General features: G+C 67.3%; 22 protein-coding genes and 2 pseudogenes. 8 read left to right on the top strand and 16 right to left on the bottom strand.

All coding sequences use genetic code 11. The annotated features are described in order from the left end of the window. Positions 1–8 precede the first annotated feature (8 nt). Positions 9–1,151, bottom strand: coding sequence for an N-acetylglucosamine-6-phosphate deacetylase (gene nagA, locus CWS39_RS07065; protein ID WP_102142204.1), 1,143 nt, complete (start codon positions 1,149–1,151; stop codon positions 9–11). Then, complete coding sequence (locus CWS39_RS07060; protein ID WP_102142203.1) at positions 1,148–2,149, bottom strand: SIS domain-containing protein; 1,002 nt, start codon at positions 2,147–2,149, stop codon at positions 1,148–1,150. Before CWS39_RS07060 ends, nagA begins: the two co-directional genes overlap by 4 nt. A 114-nt stretch (positions 2,150–2,263) precedes the next feature. Here CWS39_RS07060 and CWS39_RS07055 point away from each other — a divergent pair, with 114 nt between their 5' ends. Beyond that, complete coding sequence (locus CWS39_RS07055) at positions 2,264–2,575, top strand: hypothetical protein (protein WP_102142202.1); 312 nt, start codon at positions 2,264–2,266, stop codon at positions 2,573–2,575. Between the two features lie 9 nt (positions 2,576–2,584). On the opposite strand, the gene CWS39_RS07050 is transcribed toward CWS39_RS07055, so the two are convergent. The 4 genes from CWS39_RS07050 to CWS39_RS07030 all read right to left on the bottom strand — a co-directional run bounded on the left by CWS39_RS07050 (position 2,585) and on the right by CWS39_RS07030 (position 6,021). After that, on the bottom strand, positions 2,585–3,784 hold the full coding sequence (locus CWS39_RS07050) for a D-alanyl-D-alanine carboxypeptidase family protein (RefSeq protein ID WP_102142201.1): 1,200 nt from the start codon (positions 3,782–3,784) through the stop codon (positions 2,585–2,587). Positions 3,785–4,006: 222 nt separating this feature from the next. Next, positions 4,007–4,648, bottom strand: a complete 642-nt coding sequence (locus tag CWS39_RS07040) for a class I SAM-dependent methyltransferase (RefSeq protein ID WP_102142199.1) — start codon at positions 4,646–4,648, stop codon at positions 4,007–4,009. Further along, complete coding sequence (locus tag CWS39_RS07035) at positions 4,642–5,637, bottom strand: SMP-30/gluconolactonase/LRE family protein (protein WP_102142198.1); 996 nt, start codon at positions 5,635–5,637, stop codon at positions 4,642–4,644. Before CWS39_RS07035 ends, CWS39_RS07040 begins: the two co-directional genes overlap by 7 nt. A gap of 9 nt (positions 5,638–5,646) precedes the next feature. Next, positions 5,647–6,021, bottom strand: coding sequence for a type II toxin-antitoxin system VapC family toxin (locus tag CWS39_RS07030; protein WP_233213388.1), 375 nt, complete (start codon positions 6,019–6,021; stop codon positions 5,647–5,649). 68 nt (positions 6,022–6,089) lie between these two features. On the opposite strand from CWS39_RS07030, the pseudogene CWS39_RS30155 reads away from it, so the two are divergent. Then, positions 6,090–6,225: pseudogene (locus tag CWS39_RS30155) on the top strand (type II toxin-antitoxin system CcdA family antitoxin); the annotation flags it as partial. 119 nt (positions 6,226–6,344) lie between these two features. On the opposite strand, the gene CWS39_RS07020 reads toward CWS39_RS30155, so the two are convergent. Both CWS39_RS07020 and CWS39_RS07015 read right to left on the bottom strand, forming a co-directional pair. Continuing rightward, positions 6,345–7,721 carry an aspartate aminotransferase family protein gene (locus tag CWS39_RS07020; RefSeq protein ID WP_102142196.1) on the bottom strand — a complete coding sequence of 459 codons (1,377 nt, stop codon included), beginning with the start codon at positions 7,719–7,721 and terminating at the stop codon, positions 6,345–6,347. Further along, positions 7,718–8,239, bottom strand: a complete 522-nt coding sequence (locus CWS39_RS07015) for an Lrp/AsnC family transcriptional regulator (RefSeq protein WP_102142195.1) — start codon at positions 8,237–8,239, stop codon at positions 7,718–7,720. The genes CWS39_RS07020 and CWS39_RS07015 overlap by 4 nt, the downstream gene beginning before the upstream one ends. 103 nt (positions 8,240–8,342) lie before the next feature. Here CWS39_RS07015 and CWS39_RS07010 point away from each other — a divergent pair, with 103 nt between their 5' ends. Both CWS39_RS07010 and CWS39_RS07005 read left to right on the top strand, forming a co-directional pair. Then, a complete protein-coding gene (locus CWS39_RS07010) occupies positions 8,343–9,875 on the top strand; it encodes a gamma-aminobutyraldehyde dehydrogenase (RefSeq protein WP_102142194.1) in 1,533 nt (510 codons plus the stop codon). Between the two features lie 9 nt (positions 9,876–9,884). Next, a complete protein-coding gene (locus CWS39_RS07005; RefSeq protein WP_102142193.1) occupies positions 9,885–10,796 on the top strand; it encodes a sigma-70 family RNA polymerase sigma factor in 912 nt (303 codons plus the stop codon). Here CWS39_RS07005 and CWS39_RS07000 read toward each other — a convergent pair. Then, on the bottom strand, positions 10,786–11,385 hold the full coding sequence (locus CWS39_RS07000; RefSeq protein WP_158240325.1) for a TetR/AcrR family transcriptional regulator: 600 nt from the start codon (positions 11,383–11,385) through the stop codon (positions 10,786–10,788). The genes CWS39_RS07005 and CWS39_RS07000 overlap by 11 nt on opposite strands. A 104-nt stretch (positions 11,386–11,489) precedes the next feature. On the opposite strand from CWS39_RS07000, the gene CWS39_RS06995 reads away from it, so the two are divergent. Then, complete coding sequence (locus CWS39_RS06995; protein WP_102142191.1) at positions 11,490–14,315, top strand: MMPL/RND family transporter; 2,826 nt, start codon at positions 11,490–11,492, stop codon at positions 14,313–14,315. Here the strand turns inward: CWS39_RS06995 and CWS39_RS06990 are convergent. The 5 genes and pseudogenes from CWS39_RS06990 to sdhC form a co-directional block, all read right to left on the bottom strand. Continuing rightward, positions 14,268–14,870 (bottom strand): annotated as a pseudogene (locus CWS39_RS06990) (carboxymuconolactone decarboxylase family protein); the annotation flags it as partial. The gene CWS39_RS06995 and the pseudogene CWS39_RS06990 overlap by 48 nt on opposite strands. A gap of 86 nt (positions 14,871–14,956) precedes the next feature. Continuing rightward, complete coding sequence (locus tag CWS39_RS06985) at positions 14,957–15,736, bottom strand: succinate dehydrogenase iron-sulfur subunit (RefSeq protein WP_102142189.1); 780 nt, start codon at positions 15,734–15,736, stop codon at positions 14,957–14,959. Positions 15,737–15,769: 33 nt separating this feature from the next. Continuing rightward, positions 15,770–17,524: a succinate dehydrogenase flavoprotein subunit gene (gene sdhA / locus CWS39_RS06980; protein ID WP_102142188.1), complete on the bottom strand. Its 1,755-nt coding sequence runs from the start codon at positions 17,522–17,524 to the stop codon at positions 15,770–15,772. A gap of 4 nt (positions 17,525–17,528) precedes the next feature. Further along, positions 17,529–18,011 carry a succinate dehydrogenase hydrophobic membrane anchor subunit gene (locus CWS39_RS06975; protein WP_102142187.1) on the bottom strand — a complete coding sequence of 161 codons (483 nt, stop codon included), beginning with the start codon at positions 18,009–18,011 and terminating at the stop codon, positions 17,529–17,531. Then, complete coding sequence (gene sdhC / locus CWS39_RS06970) at positions 18,008–18,346, bottom strand: succinate dehydrogenase, cytochrome b556 subunit (protein ID WP_233213399.1); 339 nt, start codon at positions 18,344–18,346, stop codon at positions 18,008–18,010. The genes CWS39_RS06975 and sdhC overlap by 4 nt, the downstream gene beginning before the upstream one ends. A gap of 286 nt (positions 18,347–18,632) precedes the next feature. Between sdhC and CWS39_RS06965 the strand changes: the two genes are divergently transcribed. Genes CWS39_RS06965 through CWS39_RS06955 form a run of 3 tightly spaced genes read left to right on the top strand, consistent with a single transcriptional unit; the run spans position 18,633 to position 21,549 of the window. Beyond that, the gene (locus tag CWS39_RS06965) at positions 18,633–19,076 is read left to right on the top strand and encodes a cytidine deaminase (protein ID WP_102142185.1); all 444 of its coding nucleotides are present in this window, start codon (positions 18,633–18,635) and stop codon (positions 19,074–19,076) included. Positions 19,077–19,105: 29 nt separating this feature from the next. Continuing rightward, positions 19,106–20,407 carry a thymidine phosphorylase gene (locus CWS39_RS06960; protein WP_102142184.1) on the top strand — a complete coding sequence of 434 codons (1,302 nt, stop codon included), beginning with the start codon at positions 19,106–19,108 and terminating at the stop codon, positions 20,405–20,407. 53 nt (positions 20,408–20,460) lie between these two features. Beyond that, positions 20,461–21,549: an adenosine deaminase gene (locus CWS39_RS06955; RefSeq protein WP_102142183.1), complete on the top strand. Its 1,089-nt coding sequence runs from the start codon at positions 20,461–20,463 to the stop codon at positions 21,547–21,549. Positions 21,550–21,553: 4 nt separating this feature from the next. Here the strand turns inward: CWS39_RS06955 and satS are convergent, their stop codons facing one another. Continuing rightward, on the bottom strand, positions 21,554–22,834 hold the full coding sequence (gene satS / locus CWS39_RS06950) for a protein export chaperone SatS (RefSeq protein WP_102142182.1): 1,281 nt from the start codon (positions 22,832–22,834) through the stop codon (positions 21,554–21,556). A gap of 40 nt (positions 22,835–22,874) precedes the next feature. Beyond that, positions 22,875–23,024 (bottom strand): hypothetical protein, encoded by a 150-nt coding sequence (locus CWS39_RS28840; protein WP_158240324.1) that lies wholly within the window; start codon positions 23,022–23,024, stop codon positions 22,875–22,877. Positions 23,025–23,121: the final 97 nt, after the last annotated feature.

Genomic DNA, 23,121 nt, shown 5'->3' with positions numbered 1-23,121 from the left:
GACACTGACTAGCTGAGTGCCAGCCATTCGCCGTCGGCCATCACCGCTGTGACCTGGTGATACTGGTCCAGGACCACGAGGTTGGCCGCATATCCGACCTGCAGACTGCCCACGCTGCTGAGCCCGAGCGCACGAGCCGGGGTGGTGGCTGTCATCCGGGTCGCGGCGACGAGCGCCTCGTCCGTCGCGCCCAGGGTCTCGACGGCCGCACGGAACAGCTGATCCATGGTCGCGGTGCCGCCGGCGATGGTCGCAGTCCCGCGCACCCGCGCGATCCGGTCGACGACATCGATGTCCACCGTGCCGAGCCGGAACGAACCGTCGGGCAGGCCGGCGGCCGCCATGGCGTCGGTGATCAGTGCGACCCGGTCCGGGCCTGCGCTGTGGATGACTTGGCGGACGAGGGAGAGGTGCACATGCACGCCGTCAGCGATGAGCTCCACCGTCACCCGCGGATCTTCCAGCAGCGCCAGCGCAGGGCCGGGATCGCGGTGGTGCAGCGGCCGCATCCCGTTGAACACGTGGGTGCCGACGGTCGCACCCATTTCGATCGCCTGTCTTGTCAGGTCGTAGCTTGCGTCCGTATGACCCACGGCCACAACAACATTGGCGTCGGTCAGAAAACGGATCGCTTCCAGCGCGCCGGGCAGTTCCGGTGCCAGCGTGACCATCCGGATGGCGCCGTCGGCGGCCTCCAGCAGAGTGTCGATCTCCGCAAAGTCGGGTGCGCGCAGCAGTGCCGGGGCATGCGCGCCGCAGCGGGCCGCACTGAGCCACGGGCCTTCGAGGTGGATTCCCGCCACGGAGCCTTGGCGGGTCATCGGGGCGAGAACACGGACCTGGCGGAGCAGGTCCGGCGGTGACGCGGTGACCAGGCTGGCCATCGTCGTGGTGGCACCGTGTGCGCGGTGAAACTCCGCCGCCCGCTGCACCTCATCCGCAACCCCGTCGGTATAGGAAAAGCCGCCGCCGCCATGCACGTGCATATCGATAAACCCCGGCACCACAACACAATCCGGGAACTGGTCGTCGGCAGCAGAAGGCGGTGCGCCGGAGCCGCAATCGATGATCCGGCCCGACGCGATGGACACCCACCCCGGGCGACAAACGCGGTCGGCAACGACGACGGCTCCCGCGGCAATGACCGTCACAGCGTCTCCGTCACCTTGCGCAGCCCGCGTGGCTTGTCGGGATCCCCGCCGCGGGCGATTGCCAGATGCAGCGCAAGTTGTTGCAGTGGAAGGATTTCCAGCATCGGCGACAGCTCCTCGGGTACGCCGGGAGGCAGCGGGATTCCGCCGGCTAACGACTCCAGGGCCGATGCGTCGCCGACACCGAAGACATCGGCGTTGCGTTCGGCCAGCCGCTCGAGCACCGGCAGCATCGCCTGTCCGCCTGGGCCGTCGGGAACAATCGCCAGTACGGGCACTTGCGGATCCACCGTCGCCAACGGCCCGTGCAGCAGGTCGGCGCCCGAAAATGCTTGCGCTGAAAGGTAAGAGGTTTCCATGAGCTTCAAGGCCGCTTCGCGGGCGGTGGCGTAGGAGTAGCCGCGGGCGGTGGTGATCAGTCGTTGTGCGAAGCGATAGCGTTGCGCTACAGCGCGAACCAGCTCGTCGTAGGCCAGCACCTGCGCGCCGAGCTCGGGCAGCTCCGATGCGGCAGTTCCGTCGAGCAACAGATACAGCGCCAGCAACTCGGCGGTGTATGACTTCGTCGCGGCCACCGAGCGTTCCGGCCCGGCCAGCACGTCGATATGCAACTCGGCAGCGGCGGCCAAAGGCGACGAGGGATTGTTGGTGACGGCCACCGTCAGTGCACCCTGCTTGCCCGCGACCTCCAAGGACTGCACCAGGTCCGGTGAGCCGCCGGATTGGCTGACGGCTATGTAGAGCACGTCGCGCAGATCGGGGCGGGCGCCGTACACCGTCATCGTCGACGGGGACACCAGGCCGGCGGGCAGCCCGTGGTGGATTTCTACGAGGTACTTGGCGTACAGGGCGGCGTGATCACTGGTGCCGCGGGCCACGAGCAGGACGAATCGCGGTGCGGCCTCGGCGATTCGGGCGGCGGCGGCGCGGATGACGGCCAACCCCTCCCCGAGTAGCCGCTGCCACACCTGCGGCTGTTCGGCGATCTCGGCAGCCATCAGCTGACCGGGCGTCGATGCCACCGTGTCTCCTTATATCGTCTTATATCGTCGGACTCGTCGGGCAACGTCAGTGCCCATCTTCCCCCCGGCAGCGGTTGAATGGGTGACCATATGCGCATGCCGTTGATCGGCGCGGCCGCCGCCATCCTGTGGGCCCCGATAGCTGCGGCGCTCATCGCCGTCATCTACCGATTCCCGGTGCCGTTCGGTGGGTACGCGAGCGGACTCGACGGAGCGTTGACCGCCGCGTTGGCGTCGGTCTTCTATTTGGTGCTGGGCGGTGTCGTGGTGCTCGGCGCGTTGGGTGCGGTGGCCGGCGCGCTCCTGACCAGAAGATGGCTGACGGTACTCGCTGGGTTTGCGATCGCCGTCGTCGCCGCATTGTCGTTGGCGTTGCTGGAGTATGTCATCGGGCCGTGGTAGGCCGGAAAGCTAGATGGCGCGGCAGTTTAACGACCGGGCCGCCATGATGAGACTGAACACGATGATGGAGCCGATGACGGCTACGCCCACCCGCACCGGGAGCGCATCGGCAGAGGGCAGCACTGAGGCGGCCTGAGCGGCGGGGTCGGCCTTGGGCACCAATGATGGATCCGGCTCGATGAGCGTGCCCACCTTGGTGCCCGGCTCCGTGGCAAAGCCGTAGTCCAATAGGCGCGCGGCCTGCTGCCACGGCGCGATCGGTTGCCGCGTACCCCGCAACAGCACCGCGACCAGGCGGCGGCCGTCGCGTTCGGCGGCACCGACGAACGTCTGACCCGCATCGTCGGTGAAACCGGTCTTGCCGCCCAGCGCGCCGGGATAGTTGAACAGCAGCTGATTGTCGTTGTGCACCTCGTACGGCGGGTTGCCGTCGCGGCCTGGGAAGTCGAACTCGCGGGTGGCGACGATCTCGGAGAAGAGGGGATCCTGCCAGGCATAGCGGTAGAACAGCCCGATGTCGTATGCCGACGTGCTCATGCCGGGGCCGTCGAGACCCGACGGCGTGGCCACCCGGGTGTCACGCCCGCCGAGCTTGCCCGCCAGCACGTTGATCTTGCGCAGGGCGGTGTCCATCCCGCCGAGCTGCACCGCCAACGCGTGCGCGGCGTCGTTGCCGGAGTGCATCAGCAGGCCGTGCAGGAGATCTCTGACGGTGTAGAAGCCGCCGGGCGCGACCCCGACCTTGGTGCCCTCGGCCGCGGCGTCCTCGGGCGTGCCTGCGACGAGCCTGTTCAGCGGGAGTTCCTTGATGGCGGCCATGGCGGTCAGCACCTTGATCACGCTGGCGGGGCGATGACGGCCGTGGGGATCCTTGGCGGCGATGACGTCGCCGGTGTCCAGATCGGCGACCAGCCAGGCCTCGGCAGAGACGTCGCCGGGGACCGGCGGGGTGCCGGACGCGGTGATGACGCCGCAGCCGGAGAGTGCTTCGCCGCCAAGTGGTTTGGCGGGTACCGGCAGGGGAGACGGTGGGTCTTGGCCGGGCTTGGGGACCTCCGACGCGTCGACGGCGGGCGGAGTGGTGACCTTGTACGGGCAGGGATCCTGAGCGGCGTTAGGTTCGGCGGTTGCCACCGCCGGCGCGGCCAGCACCGCCATCGCTGCGAACAGCGCGAAACCCCGCGCCGAGATCCTCCGTAAGCTCGCCATCGTTTGCGCAGATTAGGCGATCGACAGCCAGTTTTCGCGAAGGCACGCTGTTACTAGTGTTACTAAAGTTAAACGATGTTGATCTCCGTCGGGCACGGCGCGCTTCGCAGAGAGGCGCTTACTGGGCCCCGCGGGAGGATAGCTGGTGGCGCGTCGAGCAATTCGCGGCCTACGCGGCCCACACCCGCACGCGCCGGCCGAGGGTGCGCAATTGCGCGACGGTCAGGTGTTCTGGTCGCGCTCCAATTCGTAGCGCAGCGGCCGGAACAGGCCGCGTTTGAGTAGCGCGCGCAATGGCGCCGGACCCGAAACGTATTGGCACATCTGCTCACCCGGCACTCGGGCAAGCCTCAGGAGCCGCCAACCGGGCATCCGCGCCAGCAGCTCTTCGCGGTGCATGCCGGTGCCGACCATACTGCTGAGCCCGACCATGATCAGCCGGGCACCGGGGGCGGCCACGCGCGTGACACTTTGGGCGTAGGCGTCTCGGCGGTTCGGCGGAATCATGTGGTAGCAGCCGCCGTCCATCAACAGCGTGAAATCCGTTCCGATGTCGAGTTCGTCGAGCCGTGTCACGTCACCTTGGACGAACCGCACCGCCGCTCCGCGCTCCGCGGCGCTGCGGCGTGCGACGTCGAGCGCGTAGCCGACCATGTCGACGCCGACGGTGTCCCAGCCGTGCGTGGCCAGATAGATGGCGTTGCGGCCCGTCCCGCAGCCGAGATCGAGGGCCCGGCCCGGGGTCAACTTGCCGGGCCCCTCAACGAGTTCGACGAGACGATGGTCGGGCATGGCCGACGGCTGCGCGCCGAGGCCGAGCCGATACGACAGCGAACTGGCTGCCCGCAGTGCTGACGTCAACATGGTGCGAAGGCCACCGCCGGATTGCCGATGCACCCCATCCACAACTTGCCGCCGGTCTCGACGAGGCCGGTGACCATGCCGAACTCGGGATGGTGGGTGCGCAGGCCCGTGACGGCCTGACCGGTGTCTGGATCGAAGGCGACCGCCCACACCTCGGGCTTGATCTGGGGCAGTAGGCGGTCGGGCAGCTGCCACAGCAGCTTGCGCAGTGCGGGTGCTCGAGGCGCGAGCCGCTCTGCGGCGGCGTTGACAGGGGAGACCATCGCGCACCAGATGCGGCCGTCGGGGCCGGTGGACAGGTTGTCGGGGTGGCCGGGGAGGCGTTCCACCAACGGCGTGGTGGTGCCGGCGTGCGGTCCGGCGAGCCAGTACTTCGACAGTCGACGGCCCAGTGTCTCGGCGAACACCAGCGCGGACCCGTCGGCGGTCACCGTCACGCCGTTGGCGAAGTACAGGCCGGCCAGGACGGTGAGCACGGTGCCGTCGGGGTTGCGACGGAACAAGCTGCCGCGCGGGCGGGCCTCGAGCACCGCGCCTTTGAAGTGCTCGTAAGTGAACGCGCTCGTCGACTCGGTGAAATAGATTGTGCCGGCGGCGGTTTCGGTGACGTTCGAGCAGAACTGGAGGTGTCGGCCGTCGACGGTCTCAACCAAGGGGTCGAGCTTGCCGGTGCTTGGGTCGAGGGTGAGCAGGCCGCGGGGGCTGTCGCAGATGAGCAGGCGGCCATCGTGTGCGACGGCGAGGCCGAGCGGGCGCCCGCCGGTATCGGCGACAACGGTGGGCTCGCCGTCTGGCGGAATGCGGACGATGCGGCCGTCGTCGACGCCGGTCCAGATGGTGCCGTCGGCATCGGCGACGACGTCCTCGGGGGCGTTGCCCGGGACCGGGACGACGGTGAGGTCAGCGGGTGGAAAGTCAGGCAGGGGGTCGACGGGTGGCGGCTGCCAGCGGACGGGATCGATCGGCGGCTTGCGGCGAGTAAAACCCACGCTCCGACACTAGAACTGTCGGGCGGTTGTGCGCTGGGGTTCAGACACACGTGACGGGATAGGCCCGCAGCCGTGGGTCGGTGGGAGGAGATCCAGGTGCTCAACCATGGCCTGCGCCACCAGCATTCGGTCGAACGGGTCGCGGTGGTGCCACGGCAACTTGCGCAGGGTTTCGGCATGTGCTGCGGTGAACGGCAACTCGCGAAAGCCCGCTTCACGGACCGCGTCATCCAGCCCGGTCGGTGCCTGGAGCTTTCCGAGCGAGGCGTTGATCGCGACTTCGGCGGAGGTGATCGCGGAAACGAAGAGTTCGTTGTCGGGATCCGCGATCATCGCGCGATGTTCGGGTGAGAGGCTCTTGTCGTCGGCGAGCCACCAGAGCAAGACGTGTGTGTCGAGGAGACCGCAGTTTCGGCGCACCCCCGACGTGCGTCACCGGCCCCACGGTGTGTATGGCCCGGCTCAATGTCTATGTCCCCGATGAGCTGGCCGATCGGGCGCGCGCGGCCAACCTCAATGTGTCGGCAGTGGTGCAGGCGGCGCTAGCCGGACGAACTCGATCGTGGAGCGACCAACGCGTGGCTCGACGCGCCCTACGCGAGCTCGCCAGTCAGCTCGGCGTTTCACTCCTCACGGTTGACCGCGCGCTCGTGTGCCATCGCAGAAGACCTCACTGCCTGAATCGGTGCCGCCCAAAGTCGACGACGCTAGATCCGGCGACTGGCCTCGCTCAGCACGCCGCGCAGGATTTCGTAGATCGCGTCGAACTCCTTCTGCCCGCTGATCAGCGGGGGCGCCAGCTGCACGACCGGGTCGCCGCGGTCGTCGGCGCGGCAGTACAGCCCGGCCTCCCAGATCGCCGGCGTCAGGAAGCCACGCAGCAGCCGCTCGGACTCTTCGTCGTTGAACGTCTCCTTGGTGGCCTTGTCTTTGACCAGTTCGATGCCGTAGAAGAATCCTTCGCCGCGGACGTCTCCGACGATCGGCAGGTCATACAGCTGCTCCAAGGTCGCCCGGAACGCCGGCGCCATCTCCTTGACGTGGTCGTTGAGGCCCTCGCGCTCGAAGATGTCCAGATTGGCCAGCGCCACCGCCGACGACACCGGATGCCCGCCGAACGTATAGCCGTGCGCGAACGTGGTGCTGCCGTCGTTGAACGGCTCGAACAGCTTGTCGGAGGCGATCATTGCGCCGATCGGCGAGTAGCCCGACGTCAAACCCTTTGCGCAGGTGATCATGTCGGGTACATAGCCGAAGTCGTCGCAGGCGAACATCGAGCCGATGCGGCCGAACGCACAGATCACCTCGTCGGACACCAGCAGCACGTCGTACTCGTCGCAGATCTCGCGGACCCGCTCGAAATACCCTGGCGGCGGCGGGAAGCAACCGCCCGCGTTCTGCACCGGCTCGAGGAACACCGCGGCCACGGTGTCCGGGCCCTCGAACTCGATGGCTTCGGCGATGCGGTCCGCGCAGTACTGGCCGAACGCCTTCGCGTCGGTGTGGTACGGCTCAGGCGCCCGATAGAAGTTGGTGTTGGGCACCCGGAAGCCGCCCGGTGTCAGCGGCTCGAACGGCGCCTTGAACGCGGGCAGGCCGGTGATGGCCAGCGCGCCCTGCGGCGTGCCGTGGTAGGCGATCGCGCGCGAAATCACCTTGTGCTTACCGGGTTTGCCGATCAGCTTGAAGTACTGCTTGGCCAGCTTCCACGCCGTTTCAACGGCCTCGCCGCCGCCGGTGGTGAAGAACACCCGGTTCAGATCGCCCGGTGCGTAGTTGGCGACGCGCTCGGCCAACTCGATCGCCGTCGGCGTCGCGTACGACCACAGCGGGAAGAACGCCAACTGCTCCGCCTGCTTGGCCGCGGCCTCCGCTAGCTCTTTGCGGCCATGGCCCACCTGCACCACGAACAGCCCGGACAGACCGTCGATGTAGCTGCGGCCGTGGGAATCCCAGATCGTGACGCCCTCGCCGCGGGTGATGATCGGCGGCGTGATGCCCTTGCCGTGCCGGGCGAAATGGCCCCACAAATGCCGATTGGCTTTTGCGCCCAGTTCGGTCGAAAAGTCTTGAGTGATAGTCATCTAGTACCCCAATTATATTGCTGTTTAACGAGTTTCAGGTAAACCAAGGTTTCGGTGGATATCACTCCCGGTAATGCACGGATTTGGGTGTTGAGTAGTTCGAGCAGGCTGTCGTCGTCCTCGCAGACCACCTCGACGATCGCGTCGAACGAACCGGCGGTCAGCACCACATAATCGACGGCGTCGATGGCGGCCAATTTCTCGGCCACCCGCATGGTGTCGCCGGTGCAGCGGATGCCGATCATGGCCTGGCGGGCGAAGCCCAGCTGCATCGGATCGGTGACCGCGACGATCTGCATGACCCCGGCGTCCACCATCCGCTGCACCCGCTGGCGCACCGCGGCCTCGGACAGACCCACCGCCTTGCCGATGCCGGCGTAGGAGCGGCGGCCGTCCTGCTGCAGCTTCTCGATGATCGCCTTCGACAGGTCGTCGAGCTGGAAGGCCGCGCCCGGCCGCGACGAGTTGACGCGGAACGAGACGGGCGTCAGGCCAGCCTGGGCGTCGGGGTTGGTCATGCCTGTGATTGTGCACGGAATCCGTCGTCAGCGGCAACCAAGGCCATGAAATCACGCGTTTGGAGGTGTTGTCGCTGCGGGAATGCGTAGCTAGCGTTGAGCCATGACTGTTGCTGAATCCCCGGATCGCTTCGCTCCTGCCCGCCGGGCGACTGTTTCCACCAGTGTGGCCGGCTCCTGGATCAATGGTGCTGCGGTGGCCACCAGGGGCGACGCCCACCGCGTCATCAATCCCGCGACCGACTCCGTGGTCGCCGAATACGCGTTGGCAACGCCTGCCGACATCGACGCAGCGGTGACGGCGGCCCGCACAGCGCTGCCCGGCTGGGCGACCGCGACCCCCGCCGAGCGGTCGGCGGTGCTGGCCAAACTGGCGCGGTTGGCCGATGAACATGCCGATCTGCTGGTGGCCGAGGAGGTCAGCCAGACGGGCAAGCCGGTGCGGCTGGCGTCGGAGTTCGACGTGCCGGGCAGCGTCGACAACATCGACTTCTTCGCGGGCGCGGCCCGGCATCTGGAGGGCAAGGCGACCGCGGAGTACTCGGGTGATCACACGTCGAGCATCCGGCGCGAGGCCGTCGGCGTCGTCGCCACCATCACGCCGTGGAATTACCCGCTGCAGATGGCGGTGTGGAAAGTGTTGCCCGCCTTGGCCGCCGGCTGCACCGTCGTGATCAAGCCGTGTGAGCTGACACCGTTGACGACGCTGACGCTGGCCCGGTTGGCCGGCGAGGCGGGGCTACCCGACGGGGTGTTCAACGTGGTGACCGGGCTGGGCGCCGACGTCGGCACCGCGCTGGCCGGGCACCGTGACGTCGACATGGTGACGTTCACCGGGTCGACGGCCGTGGGCCGCAAGGTGATGGCCGCCGCGGCGGTGCACGGGCACCGGGTGCAGCTCGAACTCGGTGGCAAGGCGCCGTTCGTGGTGTTCGACGACGCCGACCTCGACGCCGCGATCCAGGGTGCGGTGGCCGGCGCGCTGATCAACACCGGGCAGGACTGCACGGCGGCGACGCGGGCCATCGTCGCGCGCGATCTGTACGACGACTTCGTCGTAGGCGTCGGCGAAGTGATGGGCAAGGTCGTCGTCGGCGACCCCCAGGACCCCGACACCGACCTGGGCCCGCTCATCTCGGCAGCGCACCGCGACAAAGTGGCAGCCATGGTGGCGCGCGCACCGGGGGAGGGCGGGCGCATCGTGTGTGGCGGGAGCGCGCCGGATCTGCCGGGATCGTTCTACCGGCCGACGCTGATCGCCGACGTCTCTGAATCCTCGGAGGTCTACCGCGACGAGATCTTCGGCCCGGTGCTGACGGTGCGGTCGTTCACCGATGACGACGACGCGCTGCGGCAGGCCAACGACACCGAGTATGGATTGGCGGCGTCGGCGTGGACCCGCGACGTCTACCGCGCGCAGCGGGCGTCGCGCGAGATCAAGGCCGGCTGTGTGTGGATCAACGACCACATCCCGATCATCAGCGAGATGCCACACGGGGGGATGGGCGCGTCGGGCTTCGGTAAGGACATGAGCGACTACTCGCTCGAGGAGTACCTCACCATCAAGCATGTGATGAGCGATATCACTGGCGTGGCCGAAAAGGACTGGCATAGGACGGTTTTCGCCAAGCGCTAGACTGGCCCAATGACGGCAAGTACGGGCGTCGACGAGTTCGAGGCGCTGCGGCCACATCTGCTGGCGGTGGCGTACCGGCTCACCGGCACCGTTGCCGACGCCGAGGACATCGTCCAGGATGCGTGGCTGCGATGGGAGTCCAACCGCGATGACATCCTTGATCTGCGCGCGTGGTTGACGACGGTGGTCAGCCGGCTGGGTCTGGACCGGCTGCGCTCGGCGGCGCATCGGCGGGAGACGTATTACGGCGAGTGGCTGCCCGAGCCGGTGGTGACCGGGTTCGACGGCAACGATCCGCTGTCGGCGGTGGTGGCCGGTGAAGATGCCCGGTTCGCGGCCATGGTGGTCCTCGAGCAGCTGACGCCCGACCAGCGCGTGGCGTTCGTGCTGCACGACGGCTTCGCGGTGCCGTTCGCGGAGATTGCCGATGTGCTGGGCGTCAGCGCGGCGTCGGCGCGCCAATTGGCGTCGCGCGCCCGCCGCACGGTCGCCGCTGCGCCGCCGCCGGTGGACGACAGCACGCACAACGAAGTTGCCGGGAAATTGATGGCCGCATTGGCTGCGGGCGATATGGATGCCGTTGTGCGCCTTCTGCATCCGGACGTTACGTTCACCGGCGACTCCAACCGCAAGGCGCCGACGGCGCCGCGTGTCATCCACGGACCGGAGAAGGTGGCGCGCTTCTTGTTCGGGTTGGCCCGCCGCTACGGGCCGGGGTGGCTGGAGTCGAGTCAGCTCGCGCTGGTCAACGGCGAGCTGGGGTCGTATCAGCCGGGGCGGCCCGCACGCGATGGCTATCCGGAACTCATGCCGCGCATCACCGCGATGGCGGTGCGCGACGGAAAGATCTGCGCGCTATGGGATATCGCAAATCCGGACAAGTTCACCGGAACACCACTGAGGGCGAACATCACGCCTTGAATTGCTCTGTGGCGCCGAGCATTCCGAAGAACTGGGCGGTCAGCCAGTCGGCCAGGGTGTCGCGGCTCACCGTCGGCTCGTGCAGCCAGCGCAGTGTCGCTTCCTCGACCACCGGCATCCAGCACCACAGGGTGAGGTCGGTAAGCGCGTCGGTGTCGGTCAGTCCGGCGAGCTGTTTGATGTGATTGACGACGGCGGTGCGAACTTCGTCGATGACGTTGCCGGATTCCGGTGAGATCGCTGAGCCGTTGCGGAACAGGGCGATGATCGCGTTGCGGTGTTGTTCGGCGAATGTGATGAATTCCAAGACATTTTGGCGCGCCTGCTCGTGCGGCGTTCCGTCGGGCACCGCAGTCAGGCGGGCAATCAGTCCGTCGATGGCCACCCGCGACGCGGCAGCGAACAACTGCGCCGGATTCTCGAAGTACCGGTAGAACAGCGCGCGCGAAACATCGGCGGCCTCGGTGATGTCGTCCACCGAAACCCGTTCGTACGGCCGCGTGCTGTACAGCTCGATGGCGGCGTCGATGAGCTGCTGGCGGCGTTCCTCCGGGCGCAGGCGTCTTTTGGGCCGGGCAGCTTGACTCACGTCGTTCACCGTAATCCGGACTTGTGTCATGGCCCTTCACAGCTCGTCTGGGTTGTGATACAAACTGTCATCTTAGACTATATGTCAACTAGGGGGATGACACAGTGTCCGCAGGTATTGGCCGCCTGATCGCTCGGTTCCCCCTAGCTGTGGTGGTGCTGTGGCTCGCGGGCGCGGCCGTCGGCACCCTCGCCGTCCCGCAGCTCGAGGGCGTCGTGCACGAGCACTCTCGCAGCTTTTTTCCGGCGGATGCTTCGGCCAGTGTGGCCGCTGAGCGGATGGGCGAGATCTTCGGCGACTCCGACACCAACAACGTCAGCTATGTGGTGTTGGAAAGCAGCCACGGGTTAGGGCCCGCGGAGTCGCAGTACTACCGCGCGTTGCTTGACGCGTTGCGCGCCGACACCGCCCACGTCCGTTCGGTGTTGGATCTGTGGTCGCAGCCGTTGGCCGCACCGGTGGTGGAAAGCGAGGACCAGCGGGCGGTCTCGGTGATGCTGCGGCTGAGCGGTGAGCTCGGCAGTGCCGAGGCGACGGAGTCCGTCGCCGCTGTGCGTTCGGCGGTGTCGGAGCTGGCGGCGCCGCCGGGTCTGCGCACCTATGTCACGGGGCCCGGCGCCACACTGGTCGACGAGTTCCGGTCGATCGACCGGCAGATGGCGCTGATCACCGGCGTCACCGTCGCGATGATCGCGGTGCTGCTGTTGCTGGTTTACCGGTCCGTGCTGGCCGCGGCGATACCGCTTGCGGCGGTGGGCTTGTCGCTTGCCGTCGCCCGGCCGGTGGTCGCGGCGCTGGGCGAGTCGGGGCTCGTCGAAGTGTCGTTGTTCTCCGTCGCGCTGATGGCGGCGATGGTGCTGGGCGCCGGTACGGATTACGGCATCTTCCTGTTGGCGCGCTACCACGAGAACCGGCGGGCCGGTGTCGATTCCGCGGATGCGTTGGTTGCCGCGTACCGCGGGGTGGCGCCGGTGATCGTGGCGTCGGCGCTGACCATCGCCGCTGCGTTGGCGTGTCTGGTGTTCACCGACGTCGGCATGCTGCGTAGCGCGGGGATTCCCTGTGCGATCGGTATTTTGACGACGATGGCGGCGTCGCTGACGTTGATGCCGGCCCTCGTCGCGCTGGCCGGACGGCGCGGGCTGATCGAGCCCCGGCGATCGACGACACGGCGGCGGTGGCGGCGCGTCGGGACGGTCGTCGCGCGGTGGCCCGGCCCGGTACTGGCGGCCGCCGCAGCGGTGCTGCTGGTGTGCCTGCTGCCCCTGCTCGGAATGCGCCTGGGATTCAGCGAAATCGCAGCGCAACCGGCCAACACCGAATCCAACCTCGGCTACCAGGCGATGGATCGCCACTTCCCGCCCAACGCGCTGCTGCCCGAAATCGTAGTCGTCGAAGCAGACCACGATCTGCGAAACCCGGCGGGGCTGATCGCGATCGAGAAGGCGTCGCGACAGATCATGGCGATCCGCGGGGTGCGCTCGGTGCAGTCGGCCAGCCGCCCAGCCGGTGCGCCGCCCGAGGAAGCCAGCATGACCTATCAGGCCGGGCTGATCGGCGAGCAGCTCGACCAGACCGCGGATTCCCTGTCCCCGCAGCTCGATTCGGTGGATGCCGGCCAGCAGACGTTGTCGCGGCTGACGTCGGCGATCGACCGGCTACAGCACGGGCTGTCCGGGGGCGTGGCAGGGCTGAACGAGGTTGGCGCCGGTGCCTCCGACATGCATGGCAGCATGCAGCTGCTACGGGACAACGCCAACGCCGTCGCCGGATACCTGGACCCGCTGCGCGAATTCGTCGCACGCACACCGGATTGCCCGGCGAATCCGATCTGCGGTCCCGTGCAACGGGTGGTGAAGCCGGTCGACGAGATGCTGCGCGGTGCCAACCAGACTGCCGACGCCACTGCGAAATTCGGCGAGGGAACCGGGCAGGCATCCGCCGGGCTGGCCGACGCTACCGACGCCCTGGCCACGATGCGATCGACGGTGACCGAGCTGCGGCAACTGGTGGACACGTTGACCGCGGCGGTCGATGACTTCGTGCCTCAGATGCGGTCGCTGACCGACTATTTGACCGAGCTGCGCACCGATTTCGCGGGCAGCGGTGAGGGCGGGTTCTATCTGCCGCGCCGCACGCTGGACGATCCGCGCTACCAGACGATCCTGCCGCTGCTGTTCTCCGACGACGGCCACGCCACCCGGCTGCTCGTCTACGGCACCGGCGAGGCGTGGGGAGACGATGGGGCGAAACGGGCGGCCGCGATCGAACAAGCCGTGCGAGATGCCACCAAGGAGGGCACGTTGGCCGGTGTCACCGTGCTGGTCAACGGCGTTGGGTCGGCCACCGACGACCTGCGGGGGTTCGTCGCGCACGACTTCACGATCCTCGCGGTGGTGACGCTGCTGCTGGTGTTCCTGATCGTGGCGGTGATGCTGGGCAGTCCGGTCGCGGGCATGGTGGTGGTGGCGACCGTCGTCGTCTCCTATGGCTCGGCGCTTGGCGTGAGCACCCTGGTGTGGCAGCAGGTCCTCGGCCATGAATTGCATTGGGCGGTACCGGCAATGGCGTTCATCGCGCTGGTTGCCGTCGGCGCCGATTACAACCTGCTGCTGGCGGCGCGGCTGAAAGAAGAGGCGGCCGCGGGCATGCGAACCGGGTTGATTCGGGCCTTCGGTGGCACCGGAGGCGTCGTCACCACCGCCGGAATCGTATTCGAGCTTACCATGTTTGCGATGGTGAGCAGCGACGTGCTCACCATCGCGCAGGTGGGCGCGACCATCGGCATCGGCCTGGCCATCGACACGTTGATCGTGCGCACGTTTGTGGTGCCCGCGATCGCGGCGTTGCTGGGCCGCTGGTTCTGGTGGCCGCGCCGACTGTCACGGGTTGGCGGTGTCAGCCCAGGGCACCCGGCAGGCGTCGCCTGAACTGAAGCCCTGCTCGGTGATGCCCAGCGCGGAGTACATGCGGGCGCGCATGTTCTCGACGCCGATCTGATACGTCAGCTCGATCACGCCGTCGTCGCCGAAGCGGCTTCTCAGATCAGCCACTTGCTCGTCGGTGATGGCGTGGGGGTCCGTGGTCATGGCGTCGGCGTAGGCAATCGCGGCTCGTTCGTCGTCGGAGTACTTCGGTGAGGTCGCGTAATTGTCGATGTCTTTCAGGCGCTCGACGTCGAGGCCGTCGAGGCGCTGCAGCATGGAGCCGAAGTCCACACACCAGGAGCAGCCGACGGTGCGGGCGGTCCAAAACACCGCCAGCTCGCGAACGCTCTTGGGCAGCTTGGTGGAGCCGCGCTCGAGCAGCAGCTCGTGCACGCCGTTGGCGACAAGCAGTCGCGGGTGATGTGCGGCGACGGTGAAGGGCTCCGGGACCTCACCGAACCGCCGCTTGGCGTAGCGGTACATGGCGCGGATCCACAGCGGCGCCTGCTTGGGGGTGACGGGATCGATGCGGATTTTCTGTGTCATACCCATTAGACGAGACAGCCCGTCGATGTGTGACAGCCCCGGTGCGATTTGGGCGCGCTGGGTCGCGCTCACCGCGACTGCGCGCGCCGAAATCGCACTTAGCGGGCGAACATCAGCGCGCGCTTGACCTCTTGGATCGCCTGTGTGACCTGGATGCCACGCGGGCAGGACTCCGTGCAGTTGAACGTCGTGCGGCAGCGCCACACGCCGTCCACCTCGTTGAGGATGTCCAACCGTTCGGCGGCGGCCTCGTCGCGGCTGTCGAAGATGAACCGGTGCGCGTTGACGATTGCGGCGGGCCCGAAGTACGACCCCTCCGTCCAGTACACCGGGCAGCTCGTGGTGCAGCACGCGCACAGGATGCACTTGGTGGTGTCGTCGTAGCGGGCGCGGTCGGTCTGGCTCTGAATCCGTTCCCGCGTCGGGGGATTGCCGCTGGTGACCAGGTACGGCTTGATGGCGCGGTAGGCATCGAAGAACGGCTCCATGTTCACCACGAGGTCCTTCTCGACGGGCAGACCGCGGATCGGCTCGATGGTGATGGTGAGCTGCTTGCCCGGCTTCTTCGGAAGCATGTCGCGCATCAGCACCTTGCACGCCAACCTGTTCACCCCGTTGATCCGCATCGCGTCCGACCCGCACACCCCATGCGCGCAGGACCGCCGGAACGTCAGCGTGCCGTCCAGGTACCACTTCACGTAGTGCAGCAGGTTGAGCAGCCGGTCCGACGGCAGGCACGGCACCCGGAAGCTCTGCCAGCCGGCGGCGTCCGGATCCTCCGGGTTGAAGCGAGCGATCTTGAGCGTCACCATCACCGCGCCCTCGGGCACGGGCGGGATCGACGCGTCCTGGGTGTTGACGTCAGGTGCGATAGTCATTTTTCCTCGCGCAAGCGCTCGTCAGTAGTCATGTCAGTACTTCCGCTCCATCGGCTCGTAGCGGGTCTGCACCACGGGCTTGTAGTCCAGCCGGATATCGCTGAGCAACTCGGTGCCCTGCTTGTAGGCCATGGTGTGGCGCATGTAGTTGGTGTCGTCGCGGTTGGGGTAGTCCTCGCGGGCGTGCCCGCCGCGAGATTCCTTGCGGTTCAACGCGCCCACGACGGTGACTTCGGCCAACTCCAGCAGGAAGCCCAGCTCGATGGCTTCCAGCAGATCGCTGTTGTAGCGCTTGCCCTTGTCGTGCACCGAGATTCGGCTGTAGCGCTCCTTGAGAGCGTGGATGTCCGTCAGCGCCTGCTTCAGCGTCTCTTCGGTGCGGAACACCGCGGCGTTGTTGTCCATCGACTGCTGCAGCGCACCGCGGATGTCGGCGACGCGCTCGTTGCCGTGCTCGGACAGGATGTCTCCGACCCAGCCGACCACCATGCCCGCGGGATCCGGCGGCATCTCGACGAAGTCATGTCCCAGTGCGTAATTCGCCGCCGCGATGCCGGCACGACGGCCGAACACGTTGATGTCCAACAATGAATTCGTGCCCAACCGGTTGGCGCCGTGCACGCTCACACACGCGCATTCGCCGGCCGCGTACAACCCGGGCACGACGGACGTGTTGTCGCGCAACACCTGGCCGTGCACCGTCGTCGGGATGCCGCCCATCACGTAGTGGCACGTCGGGTAGACGGGCACCAGTTCCTTGACCGGATCCACGCCGAGGTACGTGCGGGCGAATTCGGTGATATCGGGCAGCTTGGCCTCGAGCACGTCCTCGCCGAGGTGGCGCACGTCAATGTAGACGTAGTCTTTGTTGGGGCCGGCGCCGCGGCCTTCCAGCACCTCGAGAACCATTGAGCGGGCGACGATGTCGCGGGGTGCGAGGTCGACGATCGTCGGCGCGTAGCGCTCCATGAACCGTTCGCCGTCGGCGTTGAGCAACCGGCCGCCCTCGCCGCGGACCGCCTCGGAGATCAGAATCCCAAGCCCCGCAAGGCCTGTCGGATGGAATTGGTGAAACTCCATGTCCTCCAACGGAAGACCCTTGCGGAACACGATGCCCAGCCCGTCGCCGGTCAGCGTGTGGGCGTTCGACGTCGTCTTGTACATCCGGCCCGACCCGCCGGTGGCGAACACGATCGCCTTGGCGTGGAACACGTGAATGTCGCCGGTGGCAAGCTCATACGCGATCACGCCCGTTGCGACCGGCCCGCCGGGGGTGTCGGTCAACGCGATGTCGAGTGCGTAGAACTCGTTGAAGAACTCGACGTCGTGTTTGACGCAGTTCTGGTACAGCGTCTGCAGGATCATGTGGCCGGTGCGGTCGGCGGCGTAGCACGCTCGCCGCACCGGGGCCTTGCCGTGGTCGCGGGTGTGCCCGCCGAACCGGCGCTGGTCGATGCGGCCCTCGGGGGTGCGGTTGAACGGCATCCCCATCTTCTCGAGGTCGAGCACCGCGTCGATGGCTTCCTTGCACATGATCTCGACCGCGTCCTGGTCGGCGAGGTAGTCGCCGCCCTTGACGGTGTCGAAGGTGTGCCACTCCCAGTTGTCCTCTTCGACGTTGGCCAGCGCGGCGCACATTCCGCCCTGGGCGGCGCCGGTGTGGCTACGGGTGGGGTAGAGCTTGGTCAGCACAGCGGTGCGCACCCGCGGGCCGGCCTCGACGGCCGCGCGCATGCCCGCGCCGCCGGCACCGACGATGACGACGTCGTAGCGATGTTCCTGAATCATTTACTCAACCCCCGATATTCGCGTCGAAGGTGACCAGGACGTAGGTGCCCAACACCAACGTGAATCCCGTCGCCAGCAACAACAGCGAATTCAGATAGAACTTGGTGACGTTCTTGCGGGCGTAGTCGCCGATGATGGTGCGCATGCCGTTGGCGCCGTGGATGTTGGCCAGCCACAGCAGCGCCATGTCCCAGATCTGCCAGAACGGTGAGGCCCAGCGCTCGGCGACGTAGTTGAAGTCGATGCGGTAGACGCCGTCGTCCCACATGAGCATCACGAACAGGTGCCCGAGCGCGAGAAACACCAGCGCCACGCCGGAGAACCGCATGAACAGCCAGGCGTACTTCTCGAAGTAGGGGATGCCCCTTGGGCGGCGCGGTGCGCGGGGATGGTCGAGTGCGGCGGGGCGGTCGTGTTCGCGTTCGAGCACCGGGGCGATGCGGCCCTCGCGGTGGTGGGGCGTCCAGGGGCCCGATGGCGCGCTCACAGGAACCGCTCCGCCATGTGCATGCCCATCACGCCCACCGCCGGGATCATCACCGCCAGGAAGACGCCGGCGACGATCCACAACATCAGCCGTTGATAGCGCGGGCCGTGCCGCCAGAAGTCGATCAGGATGACCCGCACGCCGTTGAGCGCGTGGTAGAGCACGGCCGCCACCAGCCCGACCTCCATCAACCCGACGATCGGGGTCTTGTAGGTCTCGATCACCTCGTTGTAGGCCTGCGGGCTCACCCGCACCAGCGCGGTGTCCAGCACGTGCACGAACAGGAAGAAGAAGATGGTCGCCCCGGTGATGCGGTGCAGCACCCAGGACCACATCCCGGGATCACCGCGATAGAGGGTGCGACGACGCGCCGGTTTCGGGAGCGGAGCCGGTACTTCCGGAGCCGCAGATGTCAGACTCGGTGTCTGAGTACTCATCGGGCCTCCAACGCCATCGGTGGGACGCTCGGGACCGGTCTGCAACCCCAGCCCCAAACCTCGGGGCGACTCTAAACCCATTTGTACTGCGCAACGAACTACGGTGTAGCCGTTCGGACGTCAAAATATGGACAACTTAGGGTCGCCTATCTAAGTAGTCGTGCGGTTGGACAGGGGCTTCGGAATGCATTCAGAATCGGCTCGACCGCACCCGGAAATCGACTGGAAGATGTTGCGGCACAAGGCAACTGAAGCCGCCACCCACGCGTACGCGCCGTATTCGGGCTTCCCGGTCGGCGCCGCCGCGCTGGTCGACGATCACCGGATGGTGGCCGGCTGCAATGTGGAAAATGTCTCATATGGCCTAGGTCTCTGTGCCGAGTGCGCTGTGGTCTGTGCCCTGCATTCCGGGGGTGGCGGCAGGCTCGTCGCACTGACATGTGTCGACGCCGCCGGCGAGCTGCTGATGCCCTGCGGCCGGTGTCGGCAAGTGCTTCTCGAACATGGTGGGCCGCAGTTGCTCATCGACCATCCGCTCGGCCCGCGACCGCTGGGTGAGCTGCTGCCCGACGCCTTCGGGCCCGACGATCTGGCCCGTCGCGAGCCCCCGCACGAGGAAATACCGTGACGCAGTTCACATTTGACGCGCGTGGCCCAATGTCGCATCCATTTGACGCTCCGACCATCATCCGGACCAAGCGCGACGGCGGCGCCCTCTCCGACGAGGCGATCGACTGGGTGATCGACGCGTACACCCACGGCCGGGTGGCCGACGAGCAGATGTCGGCGCTGTTGATGGCGATCTTCCTGCGCGGCATGACGAGTGCGGAGATTGCGCGATGGACGGCGGCGATGGTGGCTTCGGGGGAGAAGCTGGACTTCACGGATCTGCGCCGCGACGGTAGACCGCTGGCGTTGGTGGACAAGCACTCCACCGGCGGGGTGGGCGACAAGATCACCATCCCGCTGCTGCCCGTCGTAATGGCCTGCGGCGGCGCGGTGCCGCAGGCGTCGGGACGCGGCCTCGGCCACACCGGCGGCACGCTGGACAAGCTGGAGTCGATTCCGGGTTTCACCGCTGAGTTGACCAAAAGCCAGATACGCCAACAGCTTTGCGATATCGGTGCGGCCATCTTCGCCGCAGGCGAGCTGGCGCCGGCGGACCGCAAGCTCTACGCGCTGCGCGACATCACCGCCACCGTCGACTCCCTGGCGCTGATCGCCAGCTCGATCATGAGCAAGAAGATCGCCGAGGGCACCCGCGCGCTGGTGCTGGACACCAAGGTGGGCTCCGGCGCGTTTTTGAAGGCCGAGGCCGACGCGCGCGAGCTGGCCCGCACCATGGTCGGCCTTGGCGTGTCGCACGGGGTTGCGACCCGGGCGCTGCTCACGGACATGTCGGTCCCGCTGGGATGCGCGGTGGGCAACGCGATCGAGGTCGCCGAATCGCTGGACGTGCTGGCCGGGGGCGGTCCGGCCGACGTGGTCGAGCTGACGCTGGCGCTGGCCGCCGAGATGCTCGCCATGGCGGGCCTGGACGCCCGCGACCCCGCCGAGACACTGCGGGACGGCTCCGCGATGGACCGGTTCCGCCAGCTGGTGACGGCGCAGGGCGGCGACCTGGACCAGCCGCTGCCCGTCGGGGCGTCATCGGAAACCGTCACCGCCCCCCGCTCCGGCGTGATGGGTGACATCGACGCCTTGGCGGTCGGGATGGCGGTCTGGCGGCTCGGCGCGGGCCGATCCGCACCCGGCGAGCGCGTGCAGTCGGGGGCCGGGCTGCGGATTCACCGCCGGCCGGGGGAGCCCGTGGCCGCGGGCGAGCCGCTGTTCACGCTCTACACCGACACTCCGGAGCGGTTCGCCGCGGCGATGGCGGAGCTCGACGGTGCGTGGAGCGTCGGGTCCGCCGCGCCGCCGAGGCGGCCGTTGATCATCGATCGGATAACCGAGCGGTGAACTGACCCCTTTTCACTGGACTTCGGCGCCTCGGGCGTGCGCAAGATGGACATATGACGACGCCGTTGACCCTGGAATCGATCCGTCATGCACCCAAGGCGCTGCTGCATGATCACCTCGACGGCGGGCTGCGCCCGGCCACCGTGCTGGAGCTGGCCGAACAGTGCGGGTACGACGAGCTGCCCGCCGCCGACGCCGAGGAGCTGACCACCTGGTTCCGCACCGCCGCGCACAGCGGATCGCTGGTGCGCTATTTGGCGCCCTTCGCGCACACCGTCGGGGTGATGCAGACACCGGAGGCGCTGCACCGGGTGGCCTACGAATGCGTCGAAGACCTCGCCGAGGACAACGTCGTCTACGCCGAGGTGCGGTTCGCGCCGGAGCTGCACATCGACGGCGGATTGTCGCTCGACGCGGTCGTCGACGCCGTGCTGGCCGGCTTTGCCGACGGGGAGAAGGCCGCGAGCAGCGAGGGCCGCACCATCACGGTGCGTTGCCTGGTGACGGCGATGCGTCACGCGGCGCGCTCACGGGAGATCGCCGAATTGGCCATCCGGTTCCGCGATCAGGGCGTGGTGGGCTTCGACATCGCCGGCGCCGAAGCGGGCTACCCGCCGAGCCGGCACCTGGACGCGTTCGAGTACATGCGAAACAACAACGCGCGCTTCACAATCCACGCGGGCGAGGCGTTCGGGCTGCCGTCCATCCACGAGGCCATCGCCTACTGTGGCGCCGACCGCCTCGGCCACGGGGTGCGGATCGTCGACGACATCTCCGTGGAACCGGACGGATCGGTGAAACTGGGACGGCTGGCGGCGCTGTTGCGGGACAAGCGAATTCCGTTCGAGCTGTGTCCGAGCTCCAACGTGCAGACCGGCGCGGTCAACAGCATCGCCGAGCATCCGTTCGACCTGCTGGCGCGGTCACGATTCCGCGTCACCGTCAACACCGACAACCGGCTGATGAGCGATACCACGATGAGCCAGGAAATGCTGCGCCTCGTCGAGGCATTCGGCTACGGCTGGAGCGATCTCGAGCGGTTCACCATCAACGCGATGAAGTCGGCGTTCATCCCGTTCGACGAGCGACTGGCCATCATCGATGACGTGATCAAGCCGCGCTACGCCGTGCTGGTGGGCTGAGGTTCTACTCGGGCCGCAACCGCGACTCGACGAACGCCTCCAACGCCTCCCACTGCTCGACGGCCTTCGCATACGGCGGGCTGGGCCGGCGCACGTTGTCCGGATCGAGCGCATGGGCGACGAATCTGCCCAGCGCGCTGTCCTCGTCCAGCGCCTCGGTGACCTTGCTCTCGTCTTCGGCGTAAACGCCGACGTCCCTGAGCAATTCGACGGCAAGCTCGAGCTGTTCGCGGTCGATGGCGTCGGGGCCGTCGGCGATGTCGTCGGCGATGCCGCTCAACACGTAGACGTTCTCTTCGGTGACGTCGATCTCCAGCGAGCCGTCCGTCGCCGCGGTGCGGATGTCATCGTAGGTGGCCAGATCGGACAGGTCGTGGTCGTGTTCGTCGGCGAGGTAGCGCGCCAGTGCCCGCTCCGAGCCGAACACGCTGATCCGGCCGTTGCGACCCAGGAACACCGGCTGGTCGTCGAGGTAGCAGCGCAGCGTGAACCATGTTCCGCCGCTGGTCATTATCCGCACCGGGTCGATGCCCACCTTGAGCCAGAAGTCCTCGTCACTGCCCAGCACCGAGCCCGTGGCGTGGTCCTCCAATTCCTCGGCTTCTTCTGCCTCCTCGTGCTCTTCGTCGGACTCGAACTCGGCCGTCTCGGCCGCGGTCTCGTCCTCGTCCTCGTCGGGCTCGGGTGCCGGCTCGTCGAGTTCGGCTTGCGCTTTCTCCGACGCGGCGTCGTCGACGTCGGGGGTGCTGACGATGCCGTCGAGGGCGTCCACCACGTTGTCCCAGGCGCGCCCGATCACCGCTTCGATTTCGGCCCAGCGCTTGCGGCCCGCGCGCCCCGTGAACGCGTCGATGCCGCCGCCGAGCGTGCCCAGCACCGGATTGCCGTTGAAGAACTTGGTCACCGCGGGAAGTTCGCAGACCGATCCGAGCGCCGACACGATCGCCAACGTTCGGTGCAGTGTTTGCACCGAATCCTCGGAGGGTTTCTCGGCGACGATCTCGGGCACGCCCACGATGTCGTACTGCCGGTCCTGCGCCGGGTCGAGCTTGTGCGCGTTCGCCTCGGTCAGCGACTCCCACGCCGGGTGGTCGGTGAGGTCGTTGTCCTTGTTGGTCCGCACGAACGCCACGAGGTCGGCGACCGACTCGAAGGCGTACAGGTCGTCGTCCTTGCCCAGAAACGCCTCCCACTCGTCGCCGGCATCGCGCCAGCGTGGAGCCCACAGTGTGTAGAGGTCGCCCTTGGTCAGCCCGAGCCGAACCGGCACGATGTCAGCAGCCATGCGGCACAGCCTAACGACGCGCTCTGTGCACCCCGGACGGTCACCGGCCAAACTTGTCGATCAGGTCCGCCACGACGGCGTCGACGTCGCGGTCGGCGAGGTCGTCGAGGGCCCGGTCCAGCGCGGCGGCCCGCGCCCTGGCGCGGGCCATGACGTCGTCGAACCGGCGGACTTGTGCATCGAGGTCCACACGGTGTTCGACGCCGGGCGACGCTGTCGGGTTCCGGGTTGCGACACGGTCACGGATGAGCACCTAAACGACATCAGAGGCCACAACCGCCACATTC

Origin of the sequence: Mycobacterium hubeiense (assembly GCF_002838065.1) — a bacterium.
Taxonomy (GTDB): Bacteria; Actinomycetota; Actinomycetes; order Mycobacteriales; family Mycobacteriaceae; genus Mycobacterium; species Mycobacterium hubeiense.
The sequence above is the reverse complement of the archived record's forward strand: the minus strand, read 5'-3'. Positions and strand labels throughout refer to the sequence as shown.